The 26,599-nt window shown below is 71.4% G+C and carries 21 protein-coding genes; 3 read left to right on the forward strand and 18 right to left on the reverse strand.

Translation table 11 applies throughout. The features are described from left to right. Positions 1–55 precede the first annotated feature (55 nt). On the forward strand, positions 56–2,569 hold the full coding sequence (locus ACIPRD_RS13370) for a DUF3516 domain-containing protein (RefSeq protein ID WP_356401408.1): 2,514 nt from the start codon (positions 56–58) through the stop codon (positions 2,567–2,569). A gap of 20 nt (positions 2,570–2,589) precedes the next feature. Continuing rightward, positions 2,590–3,459 (forward strand): acyl-CoA thioesterase II, encoded by an 870-nt coding sequence (locus tag ACIPRD_RS13375; protein ID WP_356401406.1) that lies wholly within the window; start codon positions 2,590–2,592, stop codon positions 3,457–3,459. Positions 3,460–3,650: 191 nt separating this feature from the next. Here the strand turns inward: ACIPRD_RS13375 and ACIPRD_RS13380 are convergent, their stop codons facing one another. The 18 genes from ACIPRD_RS13380 to ACIPRD_RS13465 form a co-directional block, all read right to left on the reverse strand. Then, the gene (locus tag ACIPRD_RS13380; RefSeq protein WP_356401405.1) at positions 3,651–5,732 is read right to left on the reverse strand and encodes a radical SAM protein; all 2,082 of its coding nucleotides are present in this window, start codon (positions 5,730–5,732) and stop codon (positions 3,651–3,653) included. Positions 5,733–5,843: 111 nt separating this feature from the next. Next, complete coding sequence (locus tag ACIPRD_RS13385; RefSeq protein WP_401562737.1) at positions 5,844–6,815, reverse strand: aldo/keto reductase family oxidoreductase; 972 nt, start codon at positions 6,813–6,815, stop codon at positions 5,844–5,846. Further along, positions 6,815–8,323 (reverse strand): GMC family oxidoreductase, encoded by a 1,509-nt coding sequence (locus ACIPRD_RS13390; RefSeq protein ID WP_401562739.1) that lies wholly within the window; start codon positions 8,321–8,323, stop codon positions 6,815–6,817. Before ACIPRD_RS13390 ends, ACIPRD_RS13385 begins: the two co-directional genes overlap by 1 nt. Then, a complete protein-coding gene (locus ACIPRD_RS13395; protein ID WP_401562740.1) occupies positions 8,320–8,490 on the reverse strand; it encodes a hypothetical protein in 171 nt (56 codons plus the stop codon). Before ACIPRD_RS13395 ends, ACIPRD_RS13390 begins: the two co-directional genes overlap by 4 nt. Continuing rightward, a complete protein-coding gene (malQ, locus tag ACIPRD_RS13400; protein WP_401562742.1) occupies positions 8,487–10,739 on the reverse strand; it encodes a 4-alpha-glucanotransferase in 2,253 nt (750 codons plus the stop codon). The genes ACIPRD_RS13395 and malQ overlap by 4 nt, the downstream gene beginning before the upstream one ends. Before the next feature lie 20 nt (positions 10,740–10,759). Next, positions 10,760–11,581 (reverse strand): HAD family hydrolase, encoded by an 822-nt coding sequence (locus ACIPRD_RS13405; protein WP_401562743.1) that lies wholly within the window; start codon positions 11,579–11,581, stop codon positions 10,760–10,762. After that, a complete protein-coding gene (locus ACIPRD_RS13410) occupies positions 11,578–12,237 on the reverse strand; it encodes an NUDIX domain-containing protein (RefSeq protein WP_401562745.1) in 660 nt (219 codons plus the stop codon). Before ACIPRD_RS13410 ends, ACIPRD_RS13405 begins: the two co-directional genes overlap by 4 nt. Then, on the reverse strand, positions 12,234–13,154 hold the full coding sequence (locus ACIPRD_RS13415; protein WP_401562747.1) for an SDR family oxidoreductase: 921 nt from the start codon (positions 13,152–13,154) through the stop codon (positions 12,234–12,236). The genes ACIPRD_RS13410 and ACIPRD_RS13415 overlap by 4 nt, the downstream gene beginning before the upstream one ends. Next, positions 13,151–14,179 carry an ROK family protein gene (locus ACIPRD_RS13420; protein ID WP_401562748.1) on the reverse strand — a complete coding sequence of 343 codons (1,029 nt, stop codon included), beginning with the start codon at positions 14,177–14,179 and terminating at the stop codon, positions 13,151–13,153. Before ACIPRD_RS13420 ends, ACIPRD_RS13415 begins: the two co-directional genes overlap by 4 nt. Beyond that, positions 14,172–15,311 carry a sugar phosphate nucleotidyltransferase gene (locus tag ACIPRD_RS13425; RefSeq protein ID WP_401562750.1) on the reverse strand — a complete coding sequence of 380 codons (1,140 nt, stop codon included), beginning with the start codon at positions 15,309–15,311 and terminating at the stop codon, positions 14,172–14,174. The genes ACIPRD_RS13420 and ACIPRD_RS13425 overlap by 8 nt, the downstream gene beginning before the upstream one ends. Next, positions 15,304–17,418, reverse strand: coding sequence for a glycogen/starch synthase (locus ACIPRD_RS13430; protein WP_401562752.1), 2,115 nt, complete (start codon positions 17,416–17,418; stop codon positions 15,304–15,306). The genes ACIPRD_RS13425 and ACIPRD_RS13430 overlap by 8 nt, the downstream gene beginning before the upstream one ends. A 16-nt stretch (positions 17,419–17,434) precedes the next feature. Next, on the reverse strand, positions 17,435–18,901 hold the full coding sequence (locus tag ACIPRD_RS13435; protein WP_401562754.1) for a hypothetical protein: 1,467 nt from the start codon (positions 18,899–18,901) through the stop codon (positions 17,435–17,437). A gap of 3 nt (positions 18,902–18,904) precedes the next feature. Continuing rightward, positions 18,905–19,801: an ABC-2 family transporter protein gene (locus ACIPRD_RS13440; RefSeq protein ID WP_356401379.1), complete on the reverse strand. Its 897-nt coding sequence runs from the start codon at positions 19,799–19,801 to the stop codon at positions 18,905–18,907. Beyond that, entirely contained in the window at positions 19,798–20,613 is an 816-nt protein-coding gene (locus ACIPRD_RS13445) for an ABC-2 family transporter protein (protein WP_356401377.1), read from the reverse strand. The genes ACIPRD_RS13440 and ACIPRD_RS13445 overlap by 4 nt, the downstream gene beginning before the upstream one ends. Continuing rightward, entirely contained in the window at positions 20,610–21,632 is a 1,023-nt protein-coding gene (locus tag ACIPRD_RS13450; RefSeq protein ID WP_356401375.1) for an ATP-binding cassette domain-containing protein, read from the reverse strand. The genes ACIPRD_RS13445 and ACIPRD_RS13450 overlap by 4 nt, the downstream gene beginning before the upstream one ends. Then, positions 21,629–22,930, reverse strand: a complete 1,302-nt coding sequence (locus ACIPRD_RS13455; RefSeq protein WP_401562756.1) for an aspartate aminotransferase family protein — start codon at positions 22,928–22,930, stop codon at positions 21,629–21,631. Before ACIPRD_RS13455 ends, ACIPRD_RS13450 begins: the two co-directional genes overlap by 4 nt. Continuing rightward, positions 22,927–23,373 (reverse strand): cupin domain-containing protein, encoded by a 447-nt coding sequence (locus tag ACIPRD_RS13460; protein ID WP_401562757.1) that lies wholly within the window; start codon positions 23,371–23,373, stop codon positions 22,927–22,929. Before ACIPRD_RS13460 ends, ACIPRD_RS13455 begins: the two co-directional genes overlap by 4 nt. Positions 23,374–23,590: 217 nt before the next feature. Next, a complete protein-coding gene (locus tag ACIPRD_RS13465) occupies positions 23,591–24,817 on the reverse strand; it encodes a sedoheptulose 7-phosphate cyclase (protein WP_401562759.1) in 1,227 nt (408 codons plus the stop codon). Between the two features lie 618 nt (positions 24,818–25,435). Here ACIPRD_RS13465 and ACIPRD_RS13470 point away from each other — a divergent pair. Next, a complete protein-coding gene (locus tag ACIPRD_RS13470; protein ID WP_401562761.1) occupies positions 25,436–26,440 on the forward strand; it encodes a ParB N-terminal domain-containing protein in 1,005 nt (334 codons plus the stop codon). The last annotated feature ends 159 nt before the right edge of the window (positions 26,441–26,599 follow it).

A 26,599-nucleotide genomic window follows, 5' to 3' on the forward strand; every position in this document is an offset into this window, starting at 1 on the left:
CTTCCTCGCCACAGCCGATTCCCCGCTCGGCCCCCGGGCCAGGCAAGATGGGGGCGTGACCCTCATCGATCAGCTGCCGGCGACCGCCGATCCCGACGCCCTGTACGAAGCCTTCGAGTCGTGGACTCAGGAGCGCGGCCTCACCCTGTACCCGCATCAGGAGGAGGCTCTGATCGAGGTGGTCTCCGGGGCGAATGTGATCGTCTCGACGCCCACCGGGTCGGGCAAGAGCATGATCGCGGCAGCCGCGCACTTCGCGGCGCTGGCCCGGGACGAGGTCACCTTCTACACGGCGCCGATCAAGGCACTGGTGTCGGAGAAGTTCTTCGAGCTGTGCAAGATCTTCGGTACCGAGAACGTGGGCATGCTCACCGGCGACGCCTCGGTGAACGCCGACGCGCCCGTGATCTGCTGCACCGCCGAGGTGCTGGCGTCCATCGCGCTGCGCGACGGCAAGGGCGCGGACGTCGGCCAGGTCGTGATGGACGAGTTCCACTACTACTCCGAGGGCGACCGCGGCTGGGCCTGGCAGATCCCGCTGCTGGAGCTCCCCCAGGCACAGTTCATCCTGATGTCGGCCACGCTGGGCGACGTGTCGTTCTTCGAGAAGGACCTCACGCGCCGCACCGGCCGCCCCACCTCCGTGGTGCGCTCCGCGACCCGCCCGGTGCCGCTCTCCTACGAATATCAGCTCACGCCCCTCACCGAGACGCTCACCGACCTGCTGGAGACCAAGCAGGCCCCGGTGTACATCGTGCACTTCACGCAGGCGCAGGCCGTGGAGCGGGCGCAGGCGCTGATGAGCATCAACATGTGCACGCGTGAGGAGAAGGAGAAGATCGCCGAGCTGATCGGCAACTTCCGCTTCACCACCAAGTTCGGCCGCAACCTCTCCCGTTACGTCCGGCACGGCATCGGCGTCCACCACGCCGGCATGCTGCCCAAGTACCGGCGCCTGGTGGAGAAGCTCGCGCAGGCCGGTCTGCTGAAGGTCATCTGCGGCACGGACACCCTCGGCGTGGGCGTCAACGTGCCCATCCGTACCGTGCTGTTCACCGCTCTGACCAAGTACGACGGCAGCCGCGTGCGCACGCTGCGGGCCCGCGAGTTCCACCAGATCGCGGGCCGTGCCGGGCGCGCGGGCTTCGACACCGCGGGGCTCGTGGTCGCGCAGGCGCCGGAGCACGTCATCGAGAACGAGAAGGCGCTCTCCAAGGCGGGTGACGACCCGAAGAAGCGCCGCAAGGTGGTGCGCAAGAAGGCTCCCGAGGGCTTCGTCGGCTGGACGGACAACACCTTCGAGAAGCTGATCGCCTCCGAGCCCGAGCCGCTCAGCTCCCGCTTCCGGGTCACGCACACGATGCTGCTGTCGGTCATCGCCCGGCCCGGCAACGCCTTCGAGGCGATGCGCCACCTCCTGGAGGACAACCACGAGCCGCGCAAGCAGCAGCTCAGGCACATCCGGCGGGCGATCGCGATCTACCGCTCGCTGCTGGACGGCGGGATCGTCGAGAAGCTGGAGACGCCGGACGCCGAGGGCCGTATCGTCCGGCTCACGGTCGACCTCCAGCAGGACTTCGCGCTCAACCAGCCGCTGTCCACGTTCGCGCTCGCCGCGTTCGAACTCCTCGACCCCGACTCGCCGTCCTACGCCCTCGACATGCTGTCCGTGGTCGAGTCCACTCTGGACGACCCCCGGCAGATCCTCGTCGCCCAGCAGAACAAGGCCCGCGGCGAGGCCGTGGCCGCGATGAAGGCCGACGGCGTGGAGTACGAGGAGCGCATGGAGCGTCTCCAGGACATCAGCTACCCGAAGCCGCTGGAGGAGCTGCTCTTCCACGCGTACAACACCTACCGCAAGAGCCACCCCTGGGTCGGTGACCACCCGCTGTCGCCCAAGTCGGTGGTCCGGGACATGTACGAGCGCGCCATGTCCTTCACCGAGCTGGTGTCCTTCTACGAGCTGGCCCGCACCGAGGGCATCGTGCTGCGCTACCTCGCGAGCGCCTACAAGGCCCTCGACCACAACATCCCGGACGACCTGAAGTCCGAGGACCTCCAGGACATGATCGAGTGGCTCGGCGAGATGGTGCGCCAGGTCGACTCCAGCCTGCTGGACGAGTGGGAGCAGCTGGCCAACCCGGCGGAGATGACCGCCGAACAGGCCCAGGAGAAGGCCGACGAGGTCAAGCCGGTCACCACCAACGCGCGCGCCTTCCGCGTCCTGGTCCGCAACGCCCTGTTCCGCCGTGTGGAGCTGGCCGCCCTGGACCAGGTCGACGCGCTCGGCGAGATGGACGCCGAGTCCGGCTGGGACGCGGACGCGTGGGGCGAGGCCATGGACGCCTACTGGGACTCGTACGAGGACCTCGGCACCGGCCCCGATGCCCGCGGCCCCAAGCTGCTGGTCATCAAGGAGGAGCCGGAGAACGGTCTGTGGCGGGTGCGGCAGATCTTCGACGACCCGAACGGCGACCACGACTGGGGCATCAGCGCCGAGATCGACCTGGCCGCCTCCGACGCCGAGGGCCGCGCGGTCGTCCGCGTCACCGAGGTCGGCCAGCTGTGAGCACAGGAGAGAACCACCCCATGACGAACCCGGCCGAGCGACTGGTCGACCTCCTCGACCTGGAGCAGATCGAGGTCAACATCTTCCGCGGACGGAGCCCGCAGGAGTCCCTGCAGCGGGTCTTCGGCGGGCAGGTGGCGGGCCAGGCGCTGGTCGCCGCCGGCCGCACCACGGAGGGCGACCGGCCCGTGCACTCGTTGCACGCGTACTTCCTGCGCCCGGGCCGCCCGGGCGTGCCGATCGTGTACCAGGTGGAGCGGGTCCGTGACGGACGGTCGTTCACCACGCGCCGCGTCACGGCCGTGCAGCAGGGCCGCACGATCTTCAACCTGACCGCCTCCTTCCACAAGCCCGAGGAGGGCCCGTTCGAGCACCAGCTGCCGCCGGCCCGCGAGATCCCGGACCCGGAGTCGCTGCCGACGGTCGCCGACGAGATCCGCGCGCACCTGGGCGCGCTGCCCGAGCAGCTGGAGCGGATGGCGCGCCGCCAGCCCTTCGACATCCGGTACGTCGACCGGCTGCGCTGGAACGCCGATGACATCCAGGGTGCCGAGCCGCGCAGCGCCGTGTGGATGCGCGCGGTCGGCCCGCTCGGTGACGACCCGCTGGTGCACACCTGCGCGCTGACGTACGCGAGCGACATGACGCTCCTGGACGCGGTCCGCATCCCCGTCGAGCCCCTGTGGGGAGCGCGGAACTTCGACCTGGCCTCCCTGGACCACGCGATGTGGTTCCACCGCCCGTTCCGCGCGGACGAGTGGTTCCTGTACGACCAGGAGTCCCCGATCGCCATCGGCGGCCGCGGACTGGCCCGGGGCCGGATCTACAACCGCGAGGGCCGGCTGCTCGTGTCCGTGGTGCAGGAGGGGCTGTTCCGCAAGCTGGACTGACCTGCGGTTCCACCGGTCGTCGGCCTGCCCGCGGAGCGTCGCACGATGCTCCGCGGGCGGGCCGTTACGACGTTCCCGCCGAGAACGAAGCAGGGGTCGTGGCCAGAGGCGCAGCCGGCCACGCGGGAAAGCCGCGGGGCAGACAGCGCCACTGACCGCGCCACCCGGTCCTGCTACAGCGTTCTACCCGTTCACTCGCTCGCCGCCGGGCGTGGGCGCCTGGCCTCCCTGAGGGGGCGGCCCTGGCGGCGCAGCGTCCGCGGGGCGCGCAGCTCATGGGTGAGGAGTCGGTCGGCCAGCGCGGTGCGCCGGTCCGGGGCGAGCGCCCTCAGCCTCGTGAGCAGCTGTACGACGGTCGCCTGGTCGAGGCTCTCCGGCGAGGCCGTCGGCTGGTCGTCGTCGCGCCGGTGACCGAGGAGGACGGCGGTCTCGGTGTCCAGCGGAGTGGACGCGTCGATGTCCTCCTGTCCGGCTCCGGCCGCACGGCGCAGCAGTTCACCGGTCTGCTTCGGGAGCAGGGCCGCGTACTGGGACAGCTCGTGGTCGTCGGCGACGAGCAGCAGGTGCTTGGCCGTCAGCGACATCTCCGGGAACGGAGTGCGCACCGCCAGCGGAGCGAGGGTGTCGGGGGGCAGCACGAGGACGCAGCCGGCGTGCAGCAGGATCTCGCGCACCCTCTCGGCACCGGGCGCGTCGGGCAGCAGGGCCGCCGTGCGCCGCAGGAAACGGCTGATCAGGCTGCGGGCGTCCGCCACGTCGCACTGGTCGCCGCCTCGGTAGTACAGCGCCAGATAACTCTGCCACCAGGCCAGCTGGACCCCGTACAGGTCGGCCACCACGGACTCGTAGGCGTCGGAGCCGATGAGACCCTCGTCGGCGAGGGCCCGCAGGGCGGGGACGAGATCGCGGTACACCAGACGCATCCAGGTGTGCGGCGACCGCTGGATGCCCCAGCATTCGTCGGACGCGTGATCGGTCAGCAGCTCCGCGAGGCTGATCTCCCCGGCGTTGAACTCGGTCCGGACACCCGTCGCGGTGGTCTCGAAACGGTAGAGGTGATCGGAGTCGAGCGGCGCTCGTGGTGTGGGCAGCGCCTGGTCGATGAACCGCTCCAGCTCCTGGTACCGCTGATGCAGCTGCCCGTGGTCGAGGTGGAGGCCCGGGTACAGGGGGTCGGCGAAACGGACCTTGATCTTGGCGATCTCCTCGGACAGCGCCTGGTAGAGGAAGATCTTGTCGAAGCGGTAGCTGAAGGAGAGCCCGATGTAGGGGAAGACCGTGCAGCTGCGGCACTCCGACCGGTGGCCGACCTCCTCGTCCCGTACCCGCAGGAACTCGGGATCCCGCACCAGCTCGCGCAGTGGCCGGTCCCACTGCACCGAGTTGTCGAAGGCGTGGTAGCAGGGCAGGACCAGGCGACCGTCCGGGCCGACGGTGAGGATGCGCTTGTTGGCGAAGCAGTCCGTCGGCGCGGTGGGGTCGAGGGACGCCATGTACTTGCGGAAGTGCAGGTTGATCAGCGCGTACGGCTGGTAGAGCAGCCGCATCAGTTCGGCGGCGATCGGCCCGCCGGTCGGCTCCGAGGCGTCCAGGCGGTCGGAGCGGCCGGCGTCTGCCAGCGGCTTGCCGTTCTGCTCGATCAGCTTCAGCTTGCGGGCCGTCCGGTTCATGTCCCGGACGGTGTCCTGCTCGTCGAAGTACTCGAACATCCCCGAGAAGTAGATGGTGATCCGGTTCTCGTGAGCGAACCGCAGCAGGTCCGGTATCTCGTCCACGTTCTCCCGGGTGACCACGCAGATCAGCTTGAGGTTGCCGGACCCGGTGGCGACGACCCGCTGGATGACGTCCAGGGCCCGGTCCAGGGTGGGTACGCCGCGGATCTCCCGGTAGCGCTCGGGACGGAGGGTGTCCAGTGAGACGTTCATGGTGTCGACGTAGGGCACGATCGCGTCGATGTGCTTGGCGAAGCGGATGCCGTTGCTCGTGATCTCCACGGTCATCCCGAGCGACTTGGCGTACTGCACGATCCCGTCGATGTGGGGGTGCAGCACCGGCTCGCCGCCCGTGAAGTCGACGTACCGCACGCCGAGTTCGTACAGCTCGTCGAGGATCTGCCGGGCTCGTTCCAGGGTCAGTTCCTCGTACCCCTTGAACTTGTCGTCCTGCCAGACGTTGCAGTAGCCGCAGAGCGAGTTGCAGCGGAAGGTGATGTAGAACCGGGCCGACTGCAGGAGGCCGGGGCCTGCGGCGGTGGCTACGGTGGTGGCGGTCACTGTGTTTCTCCGTCCGTACAGCATGGGTGAGCGGAACCTCCGGCCCACGCCATGCGGTGCCGCCAAGGCGGCGGCGCGGGGCGCGGACCGGGGTGATGTGCGCGATGCGGATCAGGGCAGAGGAGCGCCGCGGGCGGCGATCCACAGCTCGTACCACTCCTCGTCGCCGAGCCCGGGCTCGCGCACCACGGCGTCCCGGCAGGCGCGGATCCGGTCGGGACGGCTGGTGCCGACGACGGGCACCACACGCGCCGGATGGCGCTGGATCCACCACAGCAGCACCGTCTCCGGGGTGGTGTCGTGGCGGCGGGCCAGCCGCTGGAGCACCTCACCCGCCGGGGACGGCTCGTCGCCCGTGTAGCGGCCCCGGGCCAGCGCTCCCCAGGCCTGCAGTTCGATGTCGTGGTCCGTGCAGTGTTCGAGGGTTCCGGCCGGGAAGCCGCACTGGGCCGCGGCGGAGGTGTTCACCAGAACACCTGCCTCGACCCAGTCCCGGCGGGCGAGGCTCATCTCCAGTTGGTCGACCGTCAGCGGCACGTCGAGGCGCGCCTGGAGGTGGGCGATCTGCGCGGCGCTCATGTTGGAGACGCCGAACCGCCGTACCAGGCCCTGCCCGTGCAGGGCGTGCAGGGCCTTCGCGATCTCCTCGGGAGCGGCCAGCGGATCGGGGCGGTGCAGCAGCAGGGTGTCGATGACATCGGTGCGCAGCCGGGTCAGGCTCTCCTCCACGCGCCGCAGGATGGTGTCGGCCCGCAGGTCGTACCGGCCCGGCCGGTCTCCTTGGGGCAGCCGGATGCCGCACTTGGTCTGCAGCACGATCCGCTCGCGCAGCCCGGGCGCGCGGGACAGCACCTCGCCGAAGACGGCCTCCGACTTGCCGAACCGGTAGATGTCGGCGTGGTCGAACGTGGTGATCCCGCACTCCAGGGCGGCCTCGACCGCGGCCTGGGCGTGGTCGATGTCGGCGGCCGTGTACGGGGTCTCGTCCCAGCCGCCGCCGAGGCCCATGCAGCCGTAGACCACGCGGCCGTTGTCTCCCGCGCCGGGCACCTCCGGCAGCGTCCTGCCTGTCGGTCCGGTCATCACGCACCAGCCTCCTTCAGCACATCGGCGAGCAGTTCGGCCAGGGCCAGCACCGGGAGCTGGGTGTTGGCCGCGGGAACGGTGGGCAGGACGGAGGCGTCGGCCACACGCAGGTTGGACACGCCTCGTACCCGGGCCTCGCCGTCGACGACGGCCAGGGGATCGCCGGGCCGGCCCATGGCGCAGGTGCCCACGGGGTGCCAGTAGGTGCCCAGCCGGGCGCGCAGCTGATCGTCGGTCAGGTCCCGCGAGGGCCGGCCGGACGGCGGCCCGGCGAGCGGCTCGAGCGCGGCCGTCGCCGCCATCCGCTCGACGATCTCCAGTCCCGAGCGCAGCGCGGCCAGGTCCCTTCCGTCCGGGTCGGACAGGAAGGCCGGGTCGATGTCCAGGGGGGTGGTGGGATCGGCGGAGCGCAGCCGGACCGTGCCCCGGGAGGCGGGTTTCATCAGGAAGGCGGAGATGCCCGCCTCGTACTCCCCGGGCGGCAGCGAGCCGAAGAGCGGATTGCCCGCCGAGGGCAGGATGTGCAGGTCGGTGCCGTCGGAGCAGACGGCGCTGGCTGCCCGGACCAGCATGCGGCTGACGTAGAGTTCGCCGGCCTTCTCCTTGGCCGCCAGTGCCGCGTTCAGCTCCGGCGTCGGTGTGAGCGGTACGAACACGCCGGGCTGGTCGGTGAGGTTGGCGCCGACGCCGGGGAGGTCGGCCTCGGGCTGGATGCCGTACCGCCGCAGGTCCGCGGTGGGGCCGAGGCCGCTGCGCAGCAGCAGCCCGGGCGAGCCGAAGGCGCCGCAGGCGATCACGTAGGTGTCCGCGGTCAGGGTCTCGCGCCGGCCGTCCACGACGACCTCGGCGCCCCGGACCCGACCGTCCCGGACCACCAGCCGGTCCGCCAGGGTGTCGGCGAGGATCGTCAGGTTGGAACGGGTGCGGGCGGGGGCCAGGTAGGCGAAGGCCGCGTTCCAGCGGACGCCGTCGAGGGCGTTGATCAGCGGGGTGCCGCAGCCCGGCCCACCGCTGGTGCCCATGTCGACTTCCGGGTAACCGAGTTCGCGTGCCGCGGCCAGGGCGGCCCGGCTGAAGGAGTTGAACTCCCGTTCGGGCACGCTTCTCAGCCTCATCTGCCGTACGGCCTTCTGCCGGTACGGCTCCATGGCCGCGGCCGACCAGCGGGGTCCGCCCGCGCCGGCCCACTGCTCGTGGTCGGCCGCCGAGCCCCAGGTGTGCCAGCAGCCGTTGACGCAGGAGGAACCGCCGAGGACCCGGGCCCGGATGCGGTGTACCTCGGTGCGGCGCTCCCAGACGTCGTCGCGTGGCAGAGCGCGCGCGTCGAGCAGCTTGGGCGGCCATGACCGCCAGTCGGCCCCGTGGTCCGGACCGGCTTCCACCAGGCAGACCGTCCGAGCCGGGTCCTCGCTCAGCCGGGCGGCCAGTACGCTGCCGGCCACCCCGCCGCCGAGGATCACCACGTCGTACCCGCGTCCGCGCTCCCGGAGCGCTACAGCCGTCATACGTGTCCTTTGGCAGGCTGGGCGGCCTCGGCCGTTCGCGGCCGGACGCTCGTCGACTCCGCCTCGGCGGCACGAGCGAGGAGTCCGGGGAAGGGGACTGGTGGTTCGGGGACATGGGCGGTCGTGTCCACGCCCGCGCCGCCCAGCACGTCGATGTCGGTGGTCATCGGGTTCCTCTCGGGCCGTCGTCGTCAGCCGAGTCAAACAGCAGGCCGGGGTCGTAGCAAGAACTTGCCGAAACTTTCAGCAAGTTCATCCCGGCTGGTGGTGACGGGTGCGCGGTCGGCGGGTGCAGCTCCTTGTACAGGTCGGCGACCGCGGCCGGGCCGGGTTGCGCACACACGTCCTCCAGCGTGAGCGCGCGGCCGTCCGGGCCGGCCACCGGCAGCCGCCAGTTGGGGTACTCGTGCGACGTCCCGGGCAGGTTCTGGGGTCGCAGGTCGCCGACGGTGTCGGGCAGCCAGACGCCCACCAGCTTGGCGGGGGTGCGGGCGAGGAAGCGGTAGAGGGCCAGGGTCTCGGGACTCGGCACCGGTTCACCGCCCCGGTCGGGCGGTCCGGTGTCCGCGTCGCCCCCTGCGGTGGCCTCGGCGTCGAGGACGCCGCAGTTCGCCAACTCGGCGAGCCAGCCCTGGCGTTCGGCCGCCGCCGCGGTCTCGGCCTCGGGCAGCGGCCGGGTGAGCAGGCCCAGACGGTCGTGCAGCCGTACGTGCTCGCCGTCCAGCCACGCGGCGGTGCTGGGCAGGTCGTGGGTGGTGAGGGTGGCCAGGCAGTCGGCCCGCCACTGCTCGGCCGGCAGCGGGCCGGAGCGCTCCGCGGAGCCGCCCGTGTACTCGAACCGCAGCACCGAGGTGCCGAGGATGCCGCGCTCGGCCAGTTCCTCGCGCACACCGTCCTCGACCGTGCCCAGGTCCTCGCCGATCACCATGCTGCCCGCCCGGTGGGCCTCCAACGCGAGGACGCCGAGCAGGGCTTCATGGTCGTAGCGGACGTATGTGCCCTCGCCGGCCCCGGCACCGTCGGGGATCCACCAGAGGCGGAACAGGCCCATGATGTGGTCCACGCGCAGCGCGCCCGAACGGCGCAGGGCGCAGCGCAGCACCTCGGCGAAGGGCGCGTAGCCGGCCTCGGCGAGGGTGTCGGGCCGCCAAGGCGGCTGCCCCCAGTCCTGGCCGCTGCGGTTGAAGTCGTCGGGTGGGCAGCCGACCGTCACGCCGTCGGCCAGCCAGCGCTGGAACTGCCAGGCGTCCGCGCCCTCCGGGTGGACGCCGACGGCGAGGTCGTGCATCAGCCCGATCGCCATGCCCGCTCCGGTCGCGGCCCGCTGCGCGCCGTCCAGTTGCTCGTCGACGAGCCAGGCGAGCCTGCGGTGGAAGTCGATGCGGTCGGCGAGCCGGGCCCGGGCCGCCGGGATCTCCGGGGCGTCCGGGCTGCGCAGGCCGGCGGGCCAGGTACGCCAGCGCGGGCCGTACTCCTCGGCGAGCGCGCACCACAGCGCGTAGTCCGAGAGCCCGGTCCCCTCGACGTCGGCGTACCGCCGGAAGGACTCCTGGCGTGCGGGTGTGAGCGCGACGGTGTGAGCGAGTTCCAGTGCCCGCAGCTTCAGTGCGCGCACTGCCTCGCGGTCGATGTGTCCGCCCGTGAGCACGTCGGTGGTCAGGTGCCGTGCCCGGTCGCACAGGTGACGCGCCTGCTCCCGCTTCTCGGCCGGGAGGGCGGCGAATTCGGGGACCGCGTCGACGCTGAGGTTCATCCAGTCCGGGTAGCGGCGACTGCCGGGCCGGTACGGGGAGGGGTCGTTCAGGTCCCCGGGGGCGTAGGCGTGCATCGGGTTGAGCAGCAGGAAGTCGGCGCCCAAACCTCCGGCCCAGTCGGCCAGTCGGGCCAGGTCGCCGAGTTCGCCCATGCCCCAGGAACGCCGGGACAGCAGGGAGTACAGCTGGACCAGGAAGCCCCAGGACCGGTGCGCGGGGCCCTGGAGACGCTCGGGAGTGACCAGCAGCGGTACGGCGTCCGCGCGCGGGCCGCGCTCGGCGTGCAGCGTGTGACGGCCCACCGGCAGGCCGGCCAGCTCCCTGCCGTCCGCGGCGATCCGGCGGCGCCGGCCGTTCGCGGTCTCCACCCACAGGTCGGTTCCGTGCGGGGCGAGCGGGCCCGCCGGGGTCCGGCCGGCGCGCAGGACGACGACGGGCGGCAGCAGTCGCCCGTCGAGCGCGTGCCGGCGTTCGGCCAGGGCGTCCCGGACTCCGCCGGGCGTAGCCGTGTCGACGCCCATGGCGGCGAGGACCGCGCGCAGGGTGTCGGGGGAGGTGTCCGCTCGCCGTCCGCGATCGGTGGTGTAGTGGGTGGCGACGCCGTACAGGCGGGCCAGGTCGGTCAGCTCGCGCGGACCACGAGTGGCTCGGGCAACGGGCATGGGTGCGGCTCGGCTCTCGGTCAGGGGGTGGGTGGGAAGAGGCGCTCCAGGACCGAGGCGACCCCGTCCTCCTCGTTCGTCGGTGCTATCTCGGCGGCGTGACGGCGCAGTTCGGCATGGGCGTTGCCCATGGCGACGCCGTGACCGGCCCAGGCGAGCATCGGGATGTCGTTGGGCATGTCGCCGAAGGCGATGGTGTCGGCGGCGCCGAATCCGAGCCTGCGGGAGGCCTCGGCCAGGCCGCTCGCCTTGCTCACCCCGGCGGGCAGCAGTTCGACCATGCCCTCTCCGGAGTGGGTGACCGCGACTTGGCCGGCGCAGATCCGCTGTGCCAGCGCGGCGAGCCGGTCGTCGTCCAGCCGACGGCTGCGGATGAGCACCTTCTCCACGGGGCGCTCCCACAGGGCGGTGTGCTCCTCGACGAGCCGCCAGCCGTGGCGGACGCGATCCCCGAAGCCGCGCGTGACCAGGAACTCGCCGTCCAGGCCCGTGGTGACCACCGCGAACTCCAGCGGGCCCGCCGCTTCGACGATGCGGTCGACCAGCGCCCTTACCAGGGGGCGGTCGAGAGTCGCCGAGGACAGCAGGCGGTGCGCACCGGCGTCGTACAGCTGGGCCCCCTGGCCGCAGACCGCGAGGCCCGCGTAGTCCAGGGACTGCAGCAGGCGGCGGCAGGCCACCGCCGGACGGCCGGTGACCACCAGGTGCCGGGCGCCGAACCGTGCGGCCCGGGTGAGGGCGGCCCTGGTGCGCTCGGAGACGGTGAGATCGGCGCGGAGCAGCGTGCCGTCCAGGTCGGTCGCGACCACGCGAAAGCGCGCCGGGCGCGTGTTCGCGGTCATCGCGCGGTCTCCGGGAACGGGCCGGCGCCAGGCGGGCGCGAGGCCTCCCCGCTCGCCGCGGCCCCCTCGGCCGTCCCTGTCCCCCCGGCCTTCTCCTTCTGTCCGCTCTCCGCCGTCTCCCCGGGCTCGTCATGGAGTGTCAGCAGGGCGTGGGCGGCCAGGGTCGCGGAGTCGGTGATCCTTCCGGCACGGACGAGTGCGCGCCACTCCCACGCGTCCACCCAGCGCTGGCGCATGTCGGCTTCGGTGGGTTCGCGTTCCGGTTCGCCCGGCGTCAGTTCCTCCGCGAGGAAGACGTGGCAGCCCTGGCTGGCGTAGCCGTAGGCGACGTGGACACGGCCGAGGTACGTCATCCTCGCGGCCCGCAGTCCGGTTTCCTCCCTCAGTTCGGCACGCGCGAGGTCGAGCGGAGCCTCGCCCTGGTGTCCTTCGGGCCAGGAGCCCTGCGGAAACTCCCAGTACCGGCCCCCGACGGGATAGCGGTACTGCTCGACGAGGTGCAGCCGCGCGGCCTGGCGGGGGATCACCAGGGCGTAGTCGGGTTTGTCCACGACGCCGTACCGGCCGGGGCTGCCGTCCGGGTGCCGGATGTCGTCCTCGCGCACACTCATCCAGGGGTTGCGGTAGACCTCGCGGGACGCGACCGTACGGATCACCGGGCGGCCTCCAGCAGATCGCGGACTCCCTCGGCGACGCCCCGCACCCGCAGTCCGTGCCGGTGCAGGAAGGTCACCAGCAGGCCGCTGGTCAGACAGGTGTTGGCAGGACGGCTGGCATACCGTCCTCGGGCCCTGGGCGTCGGGGTGACGAGGAGCCGCGGAGCACCGAGCCCGTCGGCGATCGTCTCGGCCCAGGCGGCCCGGGAGACCCGGTCGGGGCCGCCGAGATGGAGCAGTCCGGGCGTGCCCGGGGTCAGGGCCGCCGCGGTGACGGCGGCGACGTCGTCGACCAGGACCGGGGTGGTCCACTGGTCGTGCGGCGCTTCCACCGGCTGCCCGGTGCGCAGCCGGTGCGCACAGGCCGCGAAGAAGTTCAGCCACTTGGTGGACTCGGCGGACTCCCAGCCGTACACCAGGCTCACCCGGAGCACGGTGGCGTCCGCGGCCTCCCGGACGATCCGCTCGGCGGCCAGCTTGGCCGAGCCGTAGGCGTTGGCGGGGGCGGTCGGAGTGGTCTCGTCGTTGGCCGGGGACGTGCCGTCGAAGACGTTGTCGGTGGAGATCAGGACGGTACGCAGACCGGGCGCCGCCGCGATGAGCCCGGCCGCCGCCGCGGTGTGCAGCTCCAGGGCGCGCTCCGGATGGGCCTCGCACCAGGTGACGTCGGAGGGACCGTGGACCAGCACCATCCGGTCGGGCCGGACCTCGTCGACGACGCGGGCGCACGCGTCCGCGTCCGTGGCGTCCAGCCGCACCCAGGGTGCGGACGTGCCGTCGGGCCGGTGCCGGGAGGCCAGGACGGCGGTGCCGCCGTCCGCTGCGAGGCGGGCGGCGACGGCGCGGCCGACGAATCCGCTGCCGACGACCAGAGTGGTGGTGCCCTGCGCGCTCTTGCGGTCCGGGGAAGGGTTCACGCGGCGGTCACCGCCGTTCGTGCGGCGCCGCGCGCGGCGAGCAGGCGTCCGGCTCCCACGAGGCCGTGGTCGTCGTCCGGGGCGCCGAGGACGACCATGCGCCGGATCTCCGCCGCGTCGAGGCCGAAGCAGCCCAGCCGCTCCAGTTCCTCGCCGAGCAGCCGGACACAGTGCGGTCCGAGGGCCAGGGCGAACCCGCCCATGAGGACGTAGCGGCGCACGCCGATCGATGTGAACACGGCGGTGACGGCGGAGGCGAGGTGGGCCAGTCCCCCGCGCAGCACGGTGGTGGCGAAGGGGTCGCCGCCGCGCACCGCGGCGGCGAACGCCGGGTTGTCCAGCCCCTCCGGGTCGGGCGCGGCCTGGGCGAGGGCCGATCGGGCGTAGCCGTCCGGGTCCGCGTGCGCGGCACGTCGGGCGGCGGCCAGGGTGCCCCGTCCCGAGGCGATGCCGCCGAGGTGGCCGCGGCCGCCGCAGTCGCACAGCGGGGCGTCCGGTGACGGGTCGCAGGTCCAGTGGCCCAGTTCGCCGCCGTGCCCGTCGGCGTCGAGCAGCACCTCGCCGGCGCGGTACACCTTGCATCCGATCCCGGAGCTGACCGTGATCAGGCAGAACGGCTGCTGGTCCGGGCCCTCGACATAGCGCCAGACGGCGGCGGTCAGGTCGTTGACGACGACCACCGGGACACCCAGGCGTTCTTCGAGGAGCAGGCGCAGCGGCACGGGCTCGCCGCCCCCGCTCCAGACGGTGGGCGCGGCCAGGACGCGGCCGTCGGCGGTGACCGGTCCGGCGAAGGCCACACCGAGCGCGGTCGAGCCGTGCCGTCGCACGGCGTCGGCGGCCAGGGAGCAGAGCTGTTCGACGACCTTGGACTGCAGGCCGGCCGCGGACGTGCCGGGGTGGCCGGCCAGGCCGGCCGTCGGAACACGGCGGACGTCGCCGACCTCGCGCGTCGCGGTGTCGTACCGGGCGATGCGCAGGGTGGTACCGCCGAGATCCACGACGGTGAAGACGGAGTCAGACACGTGCCCCTCCGGCGGTCTCGGGCTCCGCGGGCGGGGCGATGGCGCCGCGGTGAGGGGCCGGCACGTGCTGGACGGTGCCGTCCTCGAGGACGATCGCGGAGTCGATCTCGGCTCCGGCGGGTACGGCCGCGCCGGGCAGCAGCACGCTGCGGCTCACCCGGGCCCCCGTGCCGACGCGGACGCCGGGGAAGGCGACGCTGCGCTCCAGGTGCCCCTCGTTGACGAGGTCGGCGGGGACCAGGCTGCGGTCGATGCCGGGGGCCGCTGTCACGATCCGGCGCGGCACCTCGGGCGATATGGTGCGCGGGAGGCGACCGGGCGGCAGGGCGGCGCCGTCCTCCAGCAGGGCCAGGTGGGCGCGGTGGTAGCGGGCCTCCGTGCCGATGTCTTCCCAGTGTCCTGGCACCTCGTGGCCGAGGATGCGCTCGCCGGCCGCGAGCATGGCGGGAATGACGTCCCGGCTGATGTCGTGCTGCCAGTCGGTGCCGTCGAGTTCCTCCAGGTAGTGGTGCAGTCGGGCCGCGTCGAAGACGCAGAAGGCGGCGAACACCAGGTCGCTCGTGGGCTCGCTGGGCTTCTCCACGAATGCGGTGAGCCGGCCCCGCGCGTCGAACTGCACCATGCCGAAGAGGTGGACGTAGCGCCGTTCGATGCGCTGGTAGGCGACGGTGAGCGCGGCGCCGGAGCGGCGGTGGGCCTCGATCAGGGGCCCGTAGTCGAAGCGGTAGACGTGGTCGGCGTGCAGCACCAGGACCTCCGAGGTCCCCGGACCGAAGACGTAGGGCGCCTTGCGGATCAGCGCGTCGGCCGTGCCCCGCTCCGGCGGACCGGAGGGATCGAGCGGCCGGTGGCCGGCACCTTCCCGGTACGCCCGGTCGTACGGCCCGAAGTGCACCCGGAAGCCGGGACGCCACCAGGTGCGGTGCAGGTCGTCCATCAGCTGCCGCTCCTCGTACTGGGACAGCAGCAGCACCTCCGGCAGACCGGACGCCTCGGCGTTGGCGAGCGAGAAGTCGATCAGCCGGCAGGAGCCGCCGAAGGGCACCAGCGGCTTGAGCCGGCCGCGACCGAGAAGACCCATTCTGCGGCCCTCGCCACCCGCGAGCAGCGCGGCGCGCACTCCGTCAGTCATGGCGCACCACATCCCAGGCGGAGCGGCCGGAGGCCAGGGTGAGCAGGAGATGCAACGGTCCTCCACGGTCGAGCGGTTCGGCGGTCAGGACGCCGGGCGCGAGGGGTTCCAGCGGACGTGTGGTCACGGTTCTGCGTCCGGGTCCGGGCGGTGCGAGGCCGACCAGTTCGGCGCGGACGACGTCGGGATGCCGGTAGACGATCCGGCCCTCGGTGACCGTGGCACGGCCGTCGAGGCGGTCGCGCAGATCCTTGTCGTGCTCGGCGAGGCGCGCACAGCGCGCGAAGTCGGCCCGCCGCCAGGCGGTTTCGAACAGGGCGCGGGTAACCGCGGCGTCCAGCGGCCGACAGCGCGCGTAGGCGTCCACGTCGGCGAACCGGGCGGCCGCCTCGGCGATCTCGTCCTGCCGTGTCTCGTACGCCTCGTCCGTCAGCAGGTCGAACCAGCCGTGCCGGAGCAGCAGTCCGGTGTCCGGTTCGGGCCGCCGTCCCTGCCACAGGGGTGTGAACGCGTCGACGTGGAGACGGGCCACGCGTTCCCAGGTGAACGTCCGTGCGGTGGCGATGGCGTTGGCGCGCAGCCGGCGGTATTCCTCGGGGCGGTCGCGCAGCAGGCGGGCCGCCCGGTGGATGCGGTCGGCGAGGGCGTCGACAAGCCGCGGGTCGTCCTCGGTGAAGGACCGGTTCACGGCGAAACCGGTGGCGTGGGCGGCCTCGGGGCCGTTCGACGGGTCGGCGACGTGCCCGAAGTGGGCCATGCCCAGCTGGGCCGTGGCGATGGGCACGGCGCCCACGGCCATCGCCTCGCCCTGGGCGATGAGGAACGTGTCCATCTCGAACTTGGACGGGAAGAGACAGAAGTCGGCGCTCGCCGCGTACGCGACGATCCGCTGCTCCTCGACGCGTTCGCACTCCAGGTGGATGCGGTCCTTGTGGCGTGCGACGACGTCACGGACGTACGGGTCGTCGATCCCGCCGTCGCTGAGACAGCGCAGCACGAAGTTGGCGGCCAGCCCCTCGCCGAGCACACGGTCGACGGCTCGGAAAAGCTCCGTCTGGCCCTTGTGGTTCACGGCGTAGCGGGCGTTGTGGAAGAACGTCGGCAGTGCCGGGTCGAGACCGAGGCCGGCGAGGACGGCCGTCCGGTCGACGGCGGGGGGTTCTCCGGTCGTCCAGCGGTCGCCGAGGGCGCAGCCGCCGACGAAGCTCTTCGCCGCGTTGCGGCGCACGGTGTCGTGGACGGGCAGTCGAGTGCAGAGCTGTTCGAAGGGGGTGTCGGCGAAGCCGGTGTAGAAGTCCAGGTGCCCGGGCGACAGGAAGTCGACCAGGTCGGCGTGTTCGGCCACCAGGTCGTAGACGCGGAGGTGTCCGGGCCCGTACTCGTAGTGCAGATGCGTCCGCTGCTGATAGGCGCTCATGATGGTTTCGTGCGCCGAGCGCGAGCGGCCGGGGGCCTCGTCCTCGGGAGGCAGCGGGACCTGGACGCCGAGGAGGTCGAGGAGGCGTTCGACCTTGGGCCGGTACACCTTCTTGGTGATCGGCATGTTGCTCTGCACGGTGCCGACCACGAGTTTGGACGGATCGTCGCGGAAGGCCGCCGGCATCAGGTAGTGGTAGTACGGCTCGTGCGCGTGGACGAGTGCCTTCTCCTGCCCGAACCATCCGCGTACGAACCGGATGGTGTCCACCTGGTAGGCCACCGGCTTGAAGAAGACCAGGTCCCGGCCCTTGCTGTCGTAGGGCGGGTAGAACCGGTCGGGCAGCTGGTCGAGGAGTTCGTTGGACAGGAAGTACAGGTCCACGCCGTCCAGACGCAGCCGGTGCGCGGTGGTGGTCAGGGGTATGCGTGCCTCGGCCCCGAAGCGGTCGCCCCAGACGTCGGGGTCGAGGACGAGGGGGAGTTCGTAGGTGTCCTCGTAGTCGAGGCGCTCCAGCTCGTAGGAGTCGCGCAGTTCGTCGAGCCGGCCGTGGGCCGGGGTGACCACGCTGACGCGGTGGCCCTGCGCGGTGAGCGCCTTGGAGAGGTTCCAGAGGTAGACCGAGATGCCGCCCTGGAGGAAGCGGTGGTCGAAGCCTCCGCACTCGAAGTAGGTCTCGATGATGTGCACGGGTGGTGTCCGTCCTTCACCGGGCGGCCGGGAGGCCGCTGGCCTCGACGGCGTGCCGCAGGTTGATGGCCGCGTGATACGCGCGGTCGTGGGCGTACGCGTAGTCCAGTTCGTGGATCAGCCGGCGCAGCCGGAACAGCCGCCAGGCCGGGTGTTCCGCGAGGCCGGGACCCACACCGGTGAGCAGGGTGCCCGCGCGGGCGGCCCAGCCCCGGGCGGCGAAGCGCAGCCGCTGAAGTTCGGCGAGCTTGGGTCCGGTCCAGCCGGGGGTGTCGGGCCGGACGCCCGCGGCCTGGAGGAGGGCGGTGCGGCAGGTGTCCTCGGGGTCCATGCCGAGCCGGTCGGCGGCGTGGTCGGAGAACTCGTCCGCGGTGAAGATCTCCAGACCGCGTCCGAGGGCGGCGAGGTCCTGCCACGGGGACTGCGCGGTGGCCGGGTCGTCCGGGTCGGGCACCGGGGTGGACAGGTCGATCACGCACAACTCCCACGTGCCGTCGTCGAGTTCGCGGCGCAGCACATGTGAGAGGTGCAGATCGCCGTGGCAGGGCCCGACCGGCCAGGGCTCAGCCGACGGAAGGCCGGAGAGACGTTTCAGCTCGCGGGCCAGGCCGTCGGCCGCCGCCTCGCGCACGGCGGCGGGGACGCGCGTGTCCGCGAGGATCAGCGGGGTGAGTCCGGCCAGCTTCTCCGCGGCCTCGGCGAGGCAGGCGGCGACGGGGAACTCGGGGTGCGGGCCGAGCCGGTCGGCGAGGTCCTGGTGGAAACCGCGCAGGAACCCCCCGACGGCGCGCAGGGGCTCGGTGAGCGTCCGCAGGGACTCGGCGACGGCGCTGTCGGGGTCGCCATCGGAGTGCGTCCGCGTCCACAGGTCCCGGATGCCGACGCGAAGGGGGACGTTGAGCCCCTCCCCTTCGGCGTAGCGGTACAGCACACCGAGTGGCTCGCGTCGTCCGGTGGCGGCGTCGAGGTAGGTGTAGTCGCCCACGGGCTGCTGGGTGCGCCCGCTGTCCGCCATCAGGCGCAGCAGTTCGGGCTCGCGGACGCCGGTACCGATGCGCCGGTAGGTCTTGTGGGCGTGCGCGGTGCCGTCCAGGTCGAGCAGCGAGAACGCGTTGGAGCACCAGCCCGGGTCGAAGGGCAGCCGGTCCCGGTACGAAGGGGGTCGGCCGTGGAACTCGATGAGGTTGCCGCGGTGGGTCGGCAGCCGAAGGCCCTCGCGCAGCGCGGTGACCACCGCCCGGTCGAAGGCGGCGGTGCCCACGGCGCCGCGGCCGGGCTCGGCGTCGAGGACGGGAACGAACCACCGGACGCCCCCGGGACCGCCCTCGGCGGTGCCGACGATCAGCAGCCGTATCTCGCCGAGGGTGGCCTGGTCGAGGAGGTCGAAACTCCCGGTGCGACGGCCGGCCTCGTCCATCCAGGGGGCGTCCCGCAGCAGTTCGACCGTGGCGGGCGGGGGGCTGCCGAGCAGCAGGGTGTCCAAGATTCAGCTCCCGGTCATCTCGTAGCGGTCGACTCCCCGATGCCAGACGATCAGGGCGAGCGTCACCAGTGCCGCCGTCACCACGAACAGCCACGGCAGCATGCGGGCATGCCCGAAGATCAGGTAGGACACGGGGACGTAGGCGGTGAAGGCGTACGGCAGCAGCCAGGTCAGCAGCCACCGCAGCGAGGGGTGGTAGAGGTCGAGGGGGTAGCCGGAGAACTCGCCGAGCTGGTTGGCCGCGTACAGCGCGGGGAGGCTGTTGGTGGTCCAGAACGCGAGCGACGCGAACAGCGTCTTGATCGAGGCGAGGATCAGGGTGCCGCACAGCACCAGCAGCGGGCTGAGGAGCCACTGGCCGGTGCTCGGCCCGGTTTCCAGGTGTGCGGCCGCGTACCACGTCAGGGCAGCGCCGGTGATCAGCTCGCCGAAACCGTCCGGGTAGAGGAAGCGTTCGGACAGCAGCGAGAACAGCGGGTTCACCGGCCGGACGAGGTAGCGGAAGAACTCGCCGTTCTGCACCAGCTTGCGGGCCAGGATCCACAGCTGGTCGGTGAACATACGGTCCAGTCCGCGCGGCAGCAGGGAGAAGCCCAGCAGGAACAGCACCTGGTGGTAGTGCCAGCCCGCGATCACGGGGACCTGCCGGAAGACGGTGCCGATCACGGCGATCTGGCAGATCACCCGCAGCAGCAGCCCGCCCGCGCCGAGCAGGAAGTCCATGCGGTACTCGGTCAGCCGGTGCACGCTGACGGCGCTGAGCTGCCAGGTGAGCCGGGTGTAGCGGGTCAGGGTGAACAGGGCGCCGGTCCGCGGGTCCCTGGTGGTGGACGGGGTGTCCGCGGGCGCCGCCGGGGCGTGCGAAGGAGGTCGCGTCGTGCCGGTCTCGGACCGTCTCATCCGCCGAGCACCTCCACGCGACGCACGGCGCGGCTCCAGGCGAACGCGGCCAGCGCGCTGAGCACCGCGGCCCACAGGAGCTGGACGCCGAGGATGCCGGCCGCGTCGAGCGGGCCGTCGTAGCGGCCGAGGAGCAGCCGGAGCGGACTGTCGACCATGCCCTGGAAGGGCAGGACGTGGGCGAGGGCGGCGAGCGGCCCGGGCAGCAGGGCGAGCGGGACGACCTGGCCGGCGAAGAAGGCGACGACACTGTCCTTGACGATGCGGACGCCCCAGACGTTGGTGGTGACGAAACCGACGAGTCCCACCAGCAGGTTCACACCGAACCCGATGATCAGGGAGAGTCCTGCCGAGCACGCGAAGAGCACGACGCCGGCCCAGCTGGGTGCGGTGAGCGGCAGCAGCAGGGCGTAGGTGAGCACGACGGGAACGGCGACCAGCGTCGCGTTGGTCAGCGAGACCGGCAGGCCCGCCACGAACCGGGCCAGCGGGTAGCTCACCGGGCGCAGCAGCGATACGGCGATGTCGCCGCGCTGCACCTCCCCGGACACCTCTTCGTCGACGCGGCTGGCCTGCATCAGACCGAGCACCTGGGCCAGCAGCACGTACGTGGTCAGCCGAGGCAGGTCATAACCCCCCAGCAGGCCGCCGGGGCTCCCCGCGTAGACGGCCCGCCACAGGAACACCTGGACGCCGGCCGCGGTCGCGGCGGTGAGGGCGCTCATCAGGAACGTGGAACGGTACTGGAGCAGTCCCTGCAGGGAGGCCGTGGCGAACGGCAGATAGCGGCGCGAGACGGAGGCGCGTGTCATGACACCGTCTCCGGGCTCAGGGCGGGCTGCCTGGTGTAGATGCGGCGCAGCACCATCTCCAGGTCGGGTTCGGGAGCCACACAGTCGACGACGTCGAAGCTCTCCAGCAGGAAGCCCATGACCTGGCGGGCCGACCAGCGGCCGACCGGATACTCGATCCGTATGCGTCCGCCGTGCACGGCCCGTGCCGACGCTCCCGCGAGGTGTGTCTCGATCAGCGCGATGGCCGCGTCGGGACCGGCGCCGGTGTCCTGGTGCTCGAAGACCACGGCGCGGGTGTCGGCGGTGGCCAGCAGCTCCTCCATACTGCCGCGGTGCACCACCTCGCCCTGGTTGACGACGAGCACCCGGTCGCAGATGGCGCTGATGTCCCCGATGTCGTGGCTGGTGAGCAGCACGGTGGTGCCGAGTTCGGCGTTGACGTGGTTGACCAGCTCGCGCACGGCCTCCTTCAGTACGAGGTCGAGGCCGACCGTGGGCTCGTCGAGGAAGACCACCTTGGGGTCGTGCAGGAAACAGGCCGCGACTTCGGCCCGCATCCGCTGGCCCAGACTGAGCTGCCGTACCGGGGTGTTGCCCAGCGCGTCGATGTCCAGCAGGTCACGGAAGAGGGCCATGTTGCGCAGGTAGACGGCGTCGGGAAGGTCGTGGATCCGGCGCAGGATACGGAAGGAGTCAGGCACCGGCAGGTCCCACCACAGCTGGCTCCGCTGTCCGAAGACGACACCGATGTTGGCCGCGTTGCGCCGCCTTTCCCGGTACGGCTCCAGGCCCGCGACCAGGGCACGCCCCGAGGTGGGGGTCATGATCCCGGTCAGCATCTTGACGGTGGTGGACTTCCCGGCACCGTTGGCGCCGATGTAGGCGGCCTTCACCCCGGCGGGTATCTCGAAGGAGACCCCGGAGACCGCGCGCACCAGGCGGTACTCACGGCTGAAGAGCGTGCTCAGGCTGCCCACCAGGCCCGGTCGGCGTTCGGCGACCTTGAACTCCTTGACGAGGTTCTCCGCGACGATCACCGCTGCTCCCCCATGACACGCTCCAGTGCGCGGCCGAGCAGGGCGATGCCTTCCTCCAGCAGGGCGCGGTCGATGGTGAACGGCGGGGCGAGCCGGATGATGTGGCCTCCGACGGAGGTGCGCAGGCCGAGGTCGAGCGCCGCCTGGTACACGGCGTGGGCCACCTCGGGGGCGGGTTCGCGGGTGGTGCGGTCGCGCACGAACTCCAGCCCGTGCAGCAGACCGATGCCGCGCACGTCACCCAGCACCTCGTAGGTGGCCCGCAGTTCGGCCAGGCGCTCGTCGAGCACCGCGCCGAGGACGTCCACTCGCTGGATGAGCGTGTCCCGCCGTACGACTTCCAGCGTGGCCTTCGCCGCGGCGATGGCCAGCGGGTTGCCCGCGTAGGTGGAGGCCGTCGACCCGGCGCGGGAGGCGTGCGGGTGACGCAGGACGTCGGAGCGGCCGGCGAGTGCCGCGAAGGGGAAGCCGGAGGCCATGCCCTTGGAGAGGGTCACCAGGTCCGGCTGGATACCGAAGCGCTCACTGGCCAGGAAGGTGCCGGTCCGTCCGCCGCCGGTGAGGACCTCGTCGGCCACCAGCAGCACACCGTGCTCGCGACAGCTGTCGGCGATCTGTTCCCAGTAGCCGGGCGGGGGCACGATGACTCCGGCGGCACCGAGTACCGGTTCGAACACGAGCGCGGACACGTTGGACTTCTCGGCGATGTGGCGGCGCACCAGGGTGGCGCAGCGCACCCCGCAGGAGGGATAGGCGAGGTCGAGCGGGCAGCGGTAGCAGTACGGCGAGTACCCGAGCACGCTGTTGCCGGCCAGGGACTGGTTGCCGATGTCCCAGTGCACGAGCATCCGGGCACCCTGGGTCTTGCCGTGAAAGCCGTACCGGAGGGCGCCGATGCGGTTGCGGCCGGGTTCGGCGACGGCCTGGACGGCTCGCAGCGCGGCCTCGACGACCTCGGCACCGGTGGAGAAGAACGCGTAGGTGTCCAGTTGCTCCGGCAGCAGGTCGGCGAGCAGGTCGCACAGGGCGGCGCGGTCGGGCGTGGCGAAGTCGTGCACGTTCCACAGCCGCCCGGCCTGTTCGGTGAGCGCGGCCACGACCTCCGGGTGGGAGTGCCCCAGCGACTGGGTGAGGGTGCCGGCCGCCAGGTCGATGTACTGGTTGCCGTCGAGGTCGGTGAGTACGGCGCCCTTGCCCTCCACGAACACCCGGCGGCCCAGCGCGGACTCTTCCGAGGCGCCCGGGGCCAGTCGGCGGGCTTCACGGGTCAGCAGCTCCCGTTGGAGCGGACCGGTCACAGGTCGCCGCCCAGCGGACCGACCTCGAAGACCAGCAGACGGAGCGGACCGTCCGAGTCGTTGGCCAACCCGTGCTCTCCGTAGGGGCGGTTGGGTATCACGTCCCCCTCGCCCACCTCGAACTCCTCGCCGTCCAGGGTCATCCGGCCCCGTCCGGCGAGGATCACGTACGTCTCCCGGTCGTCGGCGTGGCGGTGCCGGCCGATGGAGGTGCCGGGCGGAAGTTCGACCAGGTCCACGAAGGCGATGGGGGCCGGCGCGTCCTGTCTCCGGTAGGCCCGATGGGCGCGGATCGTGCCCTCGCCGCCGTGGTCGCCGGTGACCTCGCGGAGCAGCCCGTCGTACAGATTGCTCACCCGGGCGCGGGCGGGTCCGGGAGAGAAGGTGTCGCGAGCGCGGCCGGCGTGCGTCGATGCCGGTTCCTGGTGGGCAGGCTGGTTCATGTGCGGCGACTCCCATGGGCATGCCTGGTCCTGATGGGCATGTCCGGTCTTGACGGCTGGGCGAGGGCGCCACGTGCCGCGCGTCCCGGAGCGGGGCGTGGGGCACGCCGCGTCGGAACATCGGGCACGGACGGGGGGGGTGTGCTGCGAGCAGGTGGGATGCGGAGCGAGAGGGCGACGGGTTCCACGGCCGGGCGGGACCGGCCGGGGGTCTTCGTCAATGAGCGGCGATCAGCGGATCGGCCAACTGCTGTGCATGGGACTCCAGTTGCCGCAGTGCCTCTTCGAGGGCGGCAGCCGGGACGTCGTCGAGGTCGTTCACGAAGACGGCCGAGCCGATGCCGTCGGGCACGACGAGGTACAGCCGGCGCCCGCGGCGCTCCCAGGCCGCCTTCAGGGCCCGGTGCATCAGTTCGGGAGTACAGGTGGCGGCGTCGTGGACGGGCAGACCGAGGGCCACGAGGAGGCGCATGACGCGTTCGCAGTCGGCATCGTCGATCAGGCCCAGTACGCGCGCCAGTTGGCTGGAAAGAGCCATGTCGATCGCCACCGACTCGCCGTGCGCGATCCGGTACCGGCTGGCCGTCTCGATCACCGGGCCGAAGGTGTGCCCGAAGTCCACCAGCCGGGCCAGGTCGTGCTCGCGGAGATTGGGGCAGAGTTCCTCCATCATCAGCGCCATGGAGCTGCGCAGCACGTAGTCCTCCACACCGCGCTGCCCGAGCCCCGCCTCCGCCAGCCAGGACGGAGTCGCGTACGAGGTCTGGAAGACCTTCGGGCAGTCCTCCAGGACCCGGAACAGCGCGGGGTCCTTGATGATGGCCATCTTCGCTATCTCGCCCAGACCGCAACGGATGTGACGCAACGGCAACGTCGTGAGGAACCCGGCGTCGTTCAGAGAGGCGTGCGCCGGGTGGTAGGCACCCAGCATGTTCTTGGTGCCGAGGGCGTTCACACCCGTCTTGACCCCGACACCGACGTCGACCTGGCCGACCAGCGTGGTGTTGACCTTGATGTAGCGCACGCCCCGGCTGTACATGGCCGCGGCGAACCCGACGAGATCGCAGGTCACGCCGCCGCCCACGGCCAGCATCACTCCGTGCCGGTCGAGGCCCGCCAACTTGGCCTGGGCGCAGATCTTCTCGGCCGACTCCATGGTCTTGCTGTCTTCGCCGCCCTCCAGGACCACCACGCTCCAGCTGCCCGAGGGGAGCCGGGCTGCCAGATAGGCGCGCAACCGACGTCCGTGGAGCCGCTCGACGGTGGGCCCGACGAAGGCGACGACGCGCCGGCCCTCGCAGTACTCCGCAAGTAACGGATTTCCGGGGGCGAGAACGTCGCTCGTCAGCTCGACGCGGTACGACGTTCCGTCCGGCGCGTGGAGCGAGAAGCCACTGTCGTCCCCTATGACCCCGGGCTCGACGACGGATGCTTGCACCGTCACGACACTCCTTGGATAGGCCGGTTAGGCAACCGGGCTGGCCGTCAGCTGCGATCAACGCGCTGAGTTAAACAGTGCGGGCAGGATGCTGCAAGGGTCACCCTGGTTTGCTGAATCCTCTTGCAAGCATCCGCCCCGACATGTCCCCGGACCAGCAAATCAGCCTTGCAAGGACTGGACAGCACTCGTCCGGAAGCCGCCGGAGCCATCACTTGAGATGTCCGGGTCGCCCGACTTGCGAGCAGACAGCGGCCTCGGCAAGGCCGACGTGGCGGTGATTTCAAGCCGCGGCTTCGCGTGGCCGAAACGAAGCCCTCCGGCCACCTCGCGACCACTGCACACCCAAATGTCCGGACCTCGCGGAGTCCCCGACTGACTGAAAACGATCCAAGTAATCGTTTGCAGTTGCTGTTAACTAGGAGCCGCATCAGCGATGACGCAGGTGATCTGCTCGACCATTCCGACGGTCGCTTCCGCCCCTATCTCACAGTCACCTTTGCCCGAATTGCGCATGGTTGTCCAGTCACGGGGTCTCCCAGTCGCTGCACCCGCGCCTTCACGCATTCCACACGAGGAGATGAGTTGAGTTCTGCGCGACTGACGGGGGACTCTGCATGCGACGTGCCGGCCTACATTGCCAAGTGCCGGCAGGCGGTGGCGCAAGCGCATGTGGTGACAGTGCCGATCCGCACGCTTGTCGTCGACGACTCCCTGCGTACGGCGGGAGAAGACGACGAGCACGTGAAGACACTGGCGGAAAGCGAGAACACCTATCCGCCCCTCATGGTGCACCGGCGTACGATGCGGGTGATCGACGGAGGGCACCGGCTCAGGGCCGCACAGTTGCGGGGCCATACGCACATCGCGGTCAGATTCTTCGACGGCGAGCAGGAAGACGCGTTCCTGTTGTCCGTGGCGGCGAACGCGGATCACGGCCTGCCGCTCTCCCGCGCGGACCGGATTGCCGCCGCGAGTCGCATCCTCGGCGCTCACCCTGAATGGTCCGACCGCGCGATCGCCTCGGTCACCGGACTGTCGGCCAGAAAAGTGGCCGAACTGCGCCGCCACCGCACGGGGGCGAACGGGGATTCCACGGTCCGCGTAGGCATCGACGGTCGCGCGCGGCCCGTGAACCGAGTCCAGGGACGCGAGCTGGCGGGTGAACTCATCAGGGCGAACCCCGAGGCTTCCTTGCGTCAGATCGCCAAGGCGGCGGGTATTTCTCCCGGCACTGCGGCCGACGTCCGGGAGCGTCTGCGACAGGGACACGACCCGGTTCCCGTGAAATTGCGTGAGCAGACGGCGCGTCGAGACCAGAAGGAGCGGAATACCGCGGCCGGCACCGTGCCTCGGCGCCCCGCTCGGCCGCTCGCCGACCTCGCACCCATCTTCGACGCCTTGTGCAAGGACCCCTCGCTCCGATTCAGCGAAACGGGCCGAATCGTCCTGCGGTTGTTCGACTCCTGCGCGGCTGCCACCCGGGAACGAAGCCGGGTGGTGGACAACGTACCGGCACACTGCCGCGAGCAGGTCGCCGAACTTCTGCTGAGCTACGCCGAGATATGGCAGGGCATCGCGGTCGAGCTGAGCGAAGGCCGACGCGTCGTGGCGCGTCAGGCGATATGAGCGAGACGAAGGCACCCCTGCGGATGGATCTGCCTGCTCGCGTTGTCGCACCTCCCGTGGACCGGGCGGCCCACCTGGTCGCCGAGGTCTGTCGCGGCGCCGCGTGATCACGGTGCGAGGCGAGCAACAACGAGCACATGGGGTAGTGGCCACTCAGAC

It is taken from the genome of Streptomyces sp. NPDC090108, from assembly GCF_044747185.1.
GTDB lineage: Bacteria > Actinomycetota > Actinomycetes > Streptomycetales > Streptomycetaceae > Streptomyces.

What these genes read in the sequence shown, in the direction of transcription:
- ACIPRD_RS13375 (WP_356401406.1), top strand. Translation starts at nt 2,590, where the DNA reads ATGACGAACCCGGCCGAGCGACTGGTCGACCTCCTCGACCTGGAGCAG.
- ACIPRD_RS13440 (WP_356401379.1), bottom strand. Translation starts at nt 19,801, where the DNA reads ATGAGACGGTCCGAGACCGGCACGACGCGACCTCCTTCGCACGCCCCG.
- ACIPRD_RS13385 (WP_401562737.1), bottom strand. Translation starts at nt 6,815, where the DNA reads ATGACCGGACCGACAGGCAGGACGCTGCCGGAGGTGCCCGGCGCGGGA.
- ACIPRD_RS13445 (WP_356401377.1), bottom strand. Translation starts at nt 20,613, where the DNA reads ATGACACGCGCCTCCGTCTCGCGCCGCTATCTGCCGTTCGCCACGGCC.
- ACIPRD_RS13405 (WP_401562743.1), bottom strand. Translation starts at nt 11,581, where the DNA reads ATGACCGCGAACACGCGCCCGGCGCGCTTTCGCGTGGTCGCGACCGAC.
- ACIPRD_RS13460 (WP_401562757.1), bottom strand. Translation starts at nt 23,373, where the DNA reads ATGAACCAGCCTGCCCACCAGGAACCGGCATCGACGCACGCCGGCCGC.
- ACIPRD_RS13395 (WP_401562740.1), bottom strand. Translation starts at nt 8,490, where the DNA reads ATGACCACCGACATCGACGTGCTGGGCGGCGCGGGCGTGGACACGACC.
- malQ (WP_401562742.1), bottom strand. Translation starts at nt 10,739, where the DNA reads ATGCCCGTTGCCCGAGCCACTCGTGGTCCGCGCGAGCTGACCGACCTG.
- ACIPRD_RS13390 (WP_401562739.1), bottom strand. Translation starts at nt 8,323, where the DNA reads ATGACGGCTGTAGCGCTCCGGGAGCGCGGACGCGGGTACGACGTGGTG.
- ACIPRD_RS13425 (WP_401562750.1), bottom strand. Translation starts at nt 15,311, where the DNA reads ATGACTGACGGAGTGCGCGCCGCGCTGCTCGCGGGTGGCGAGGGCCGC.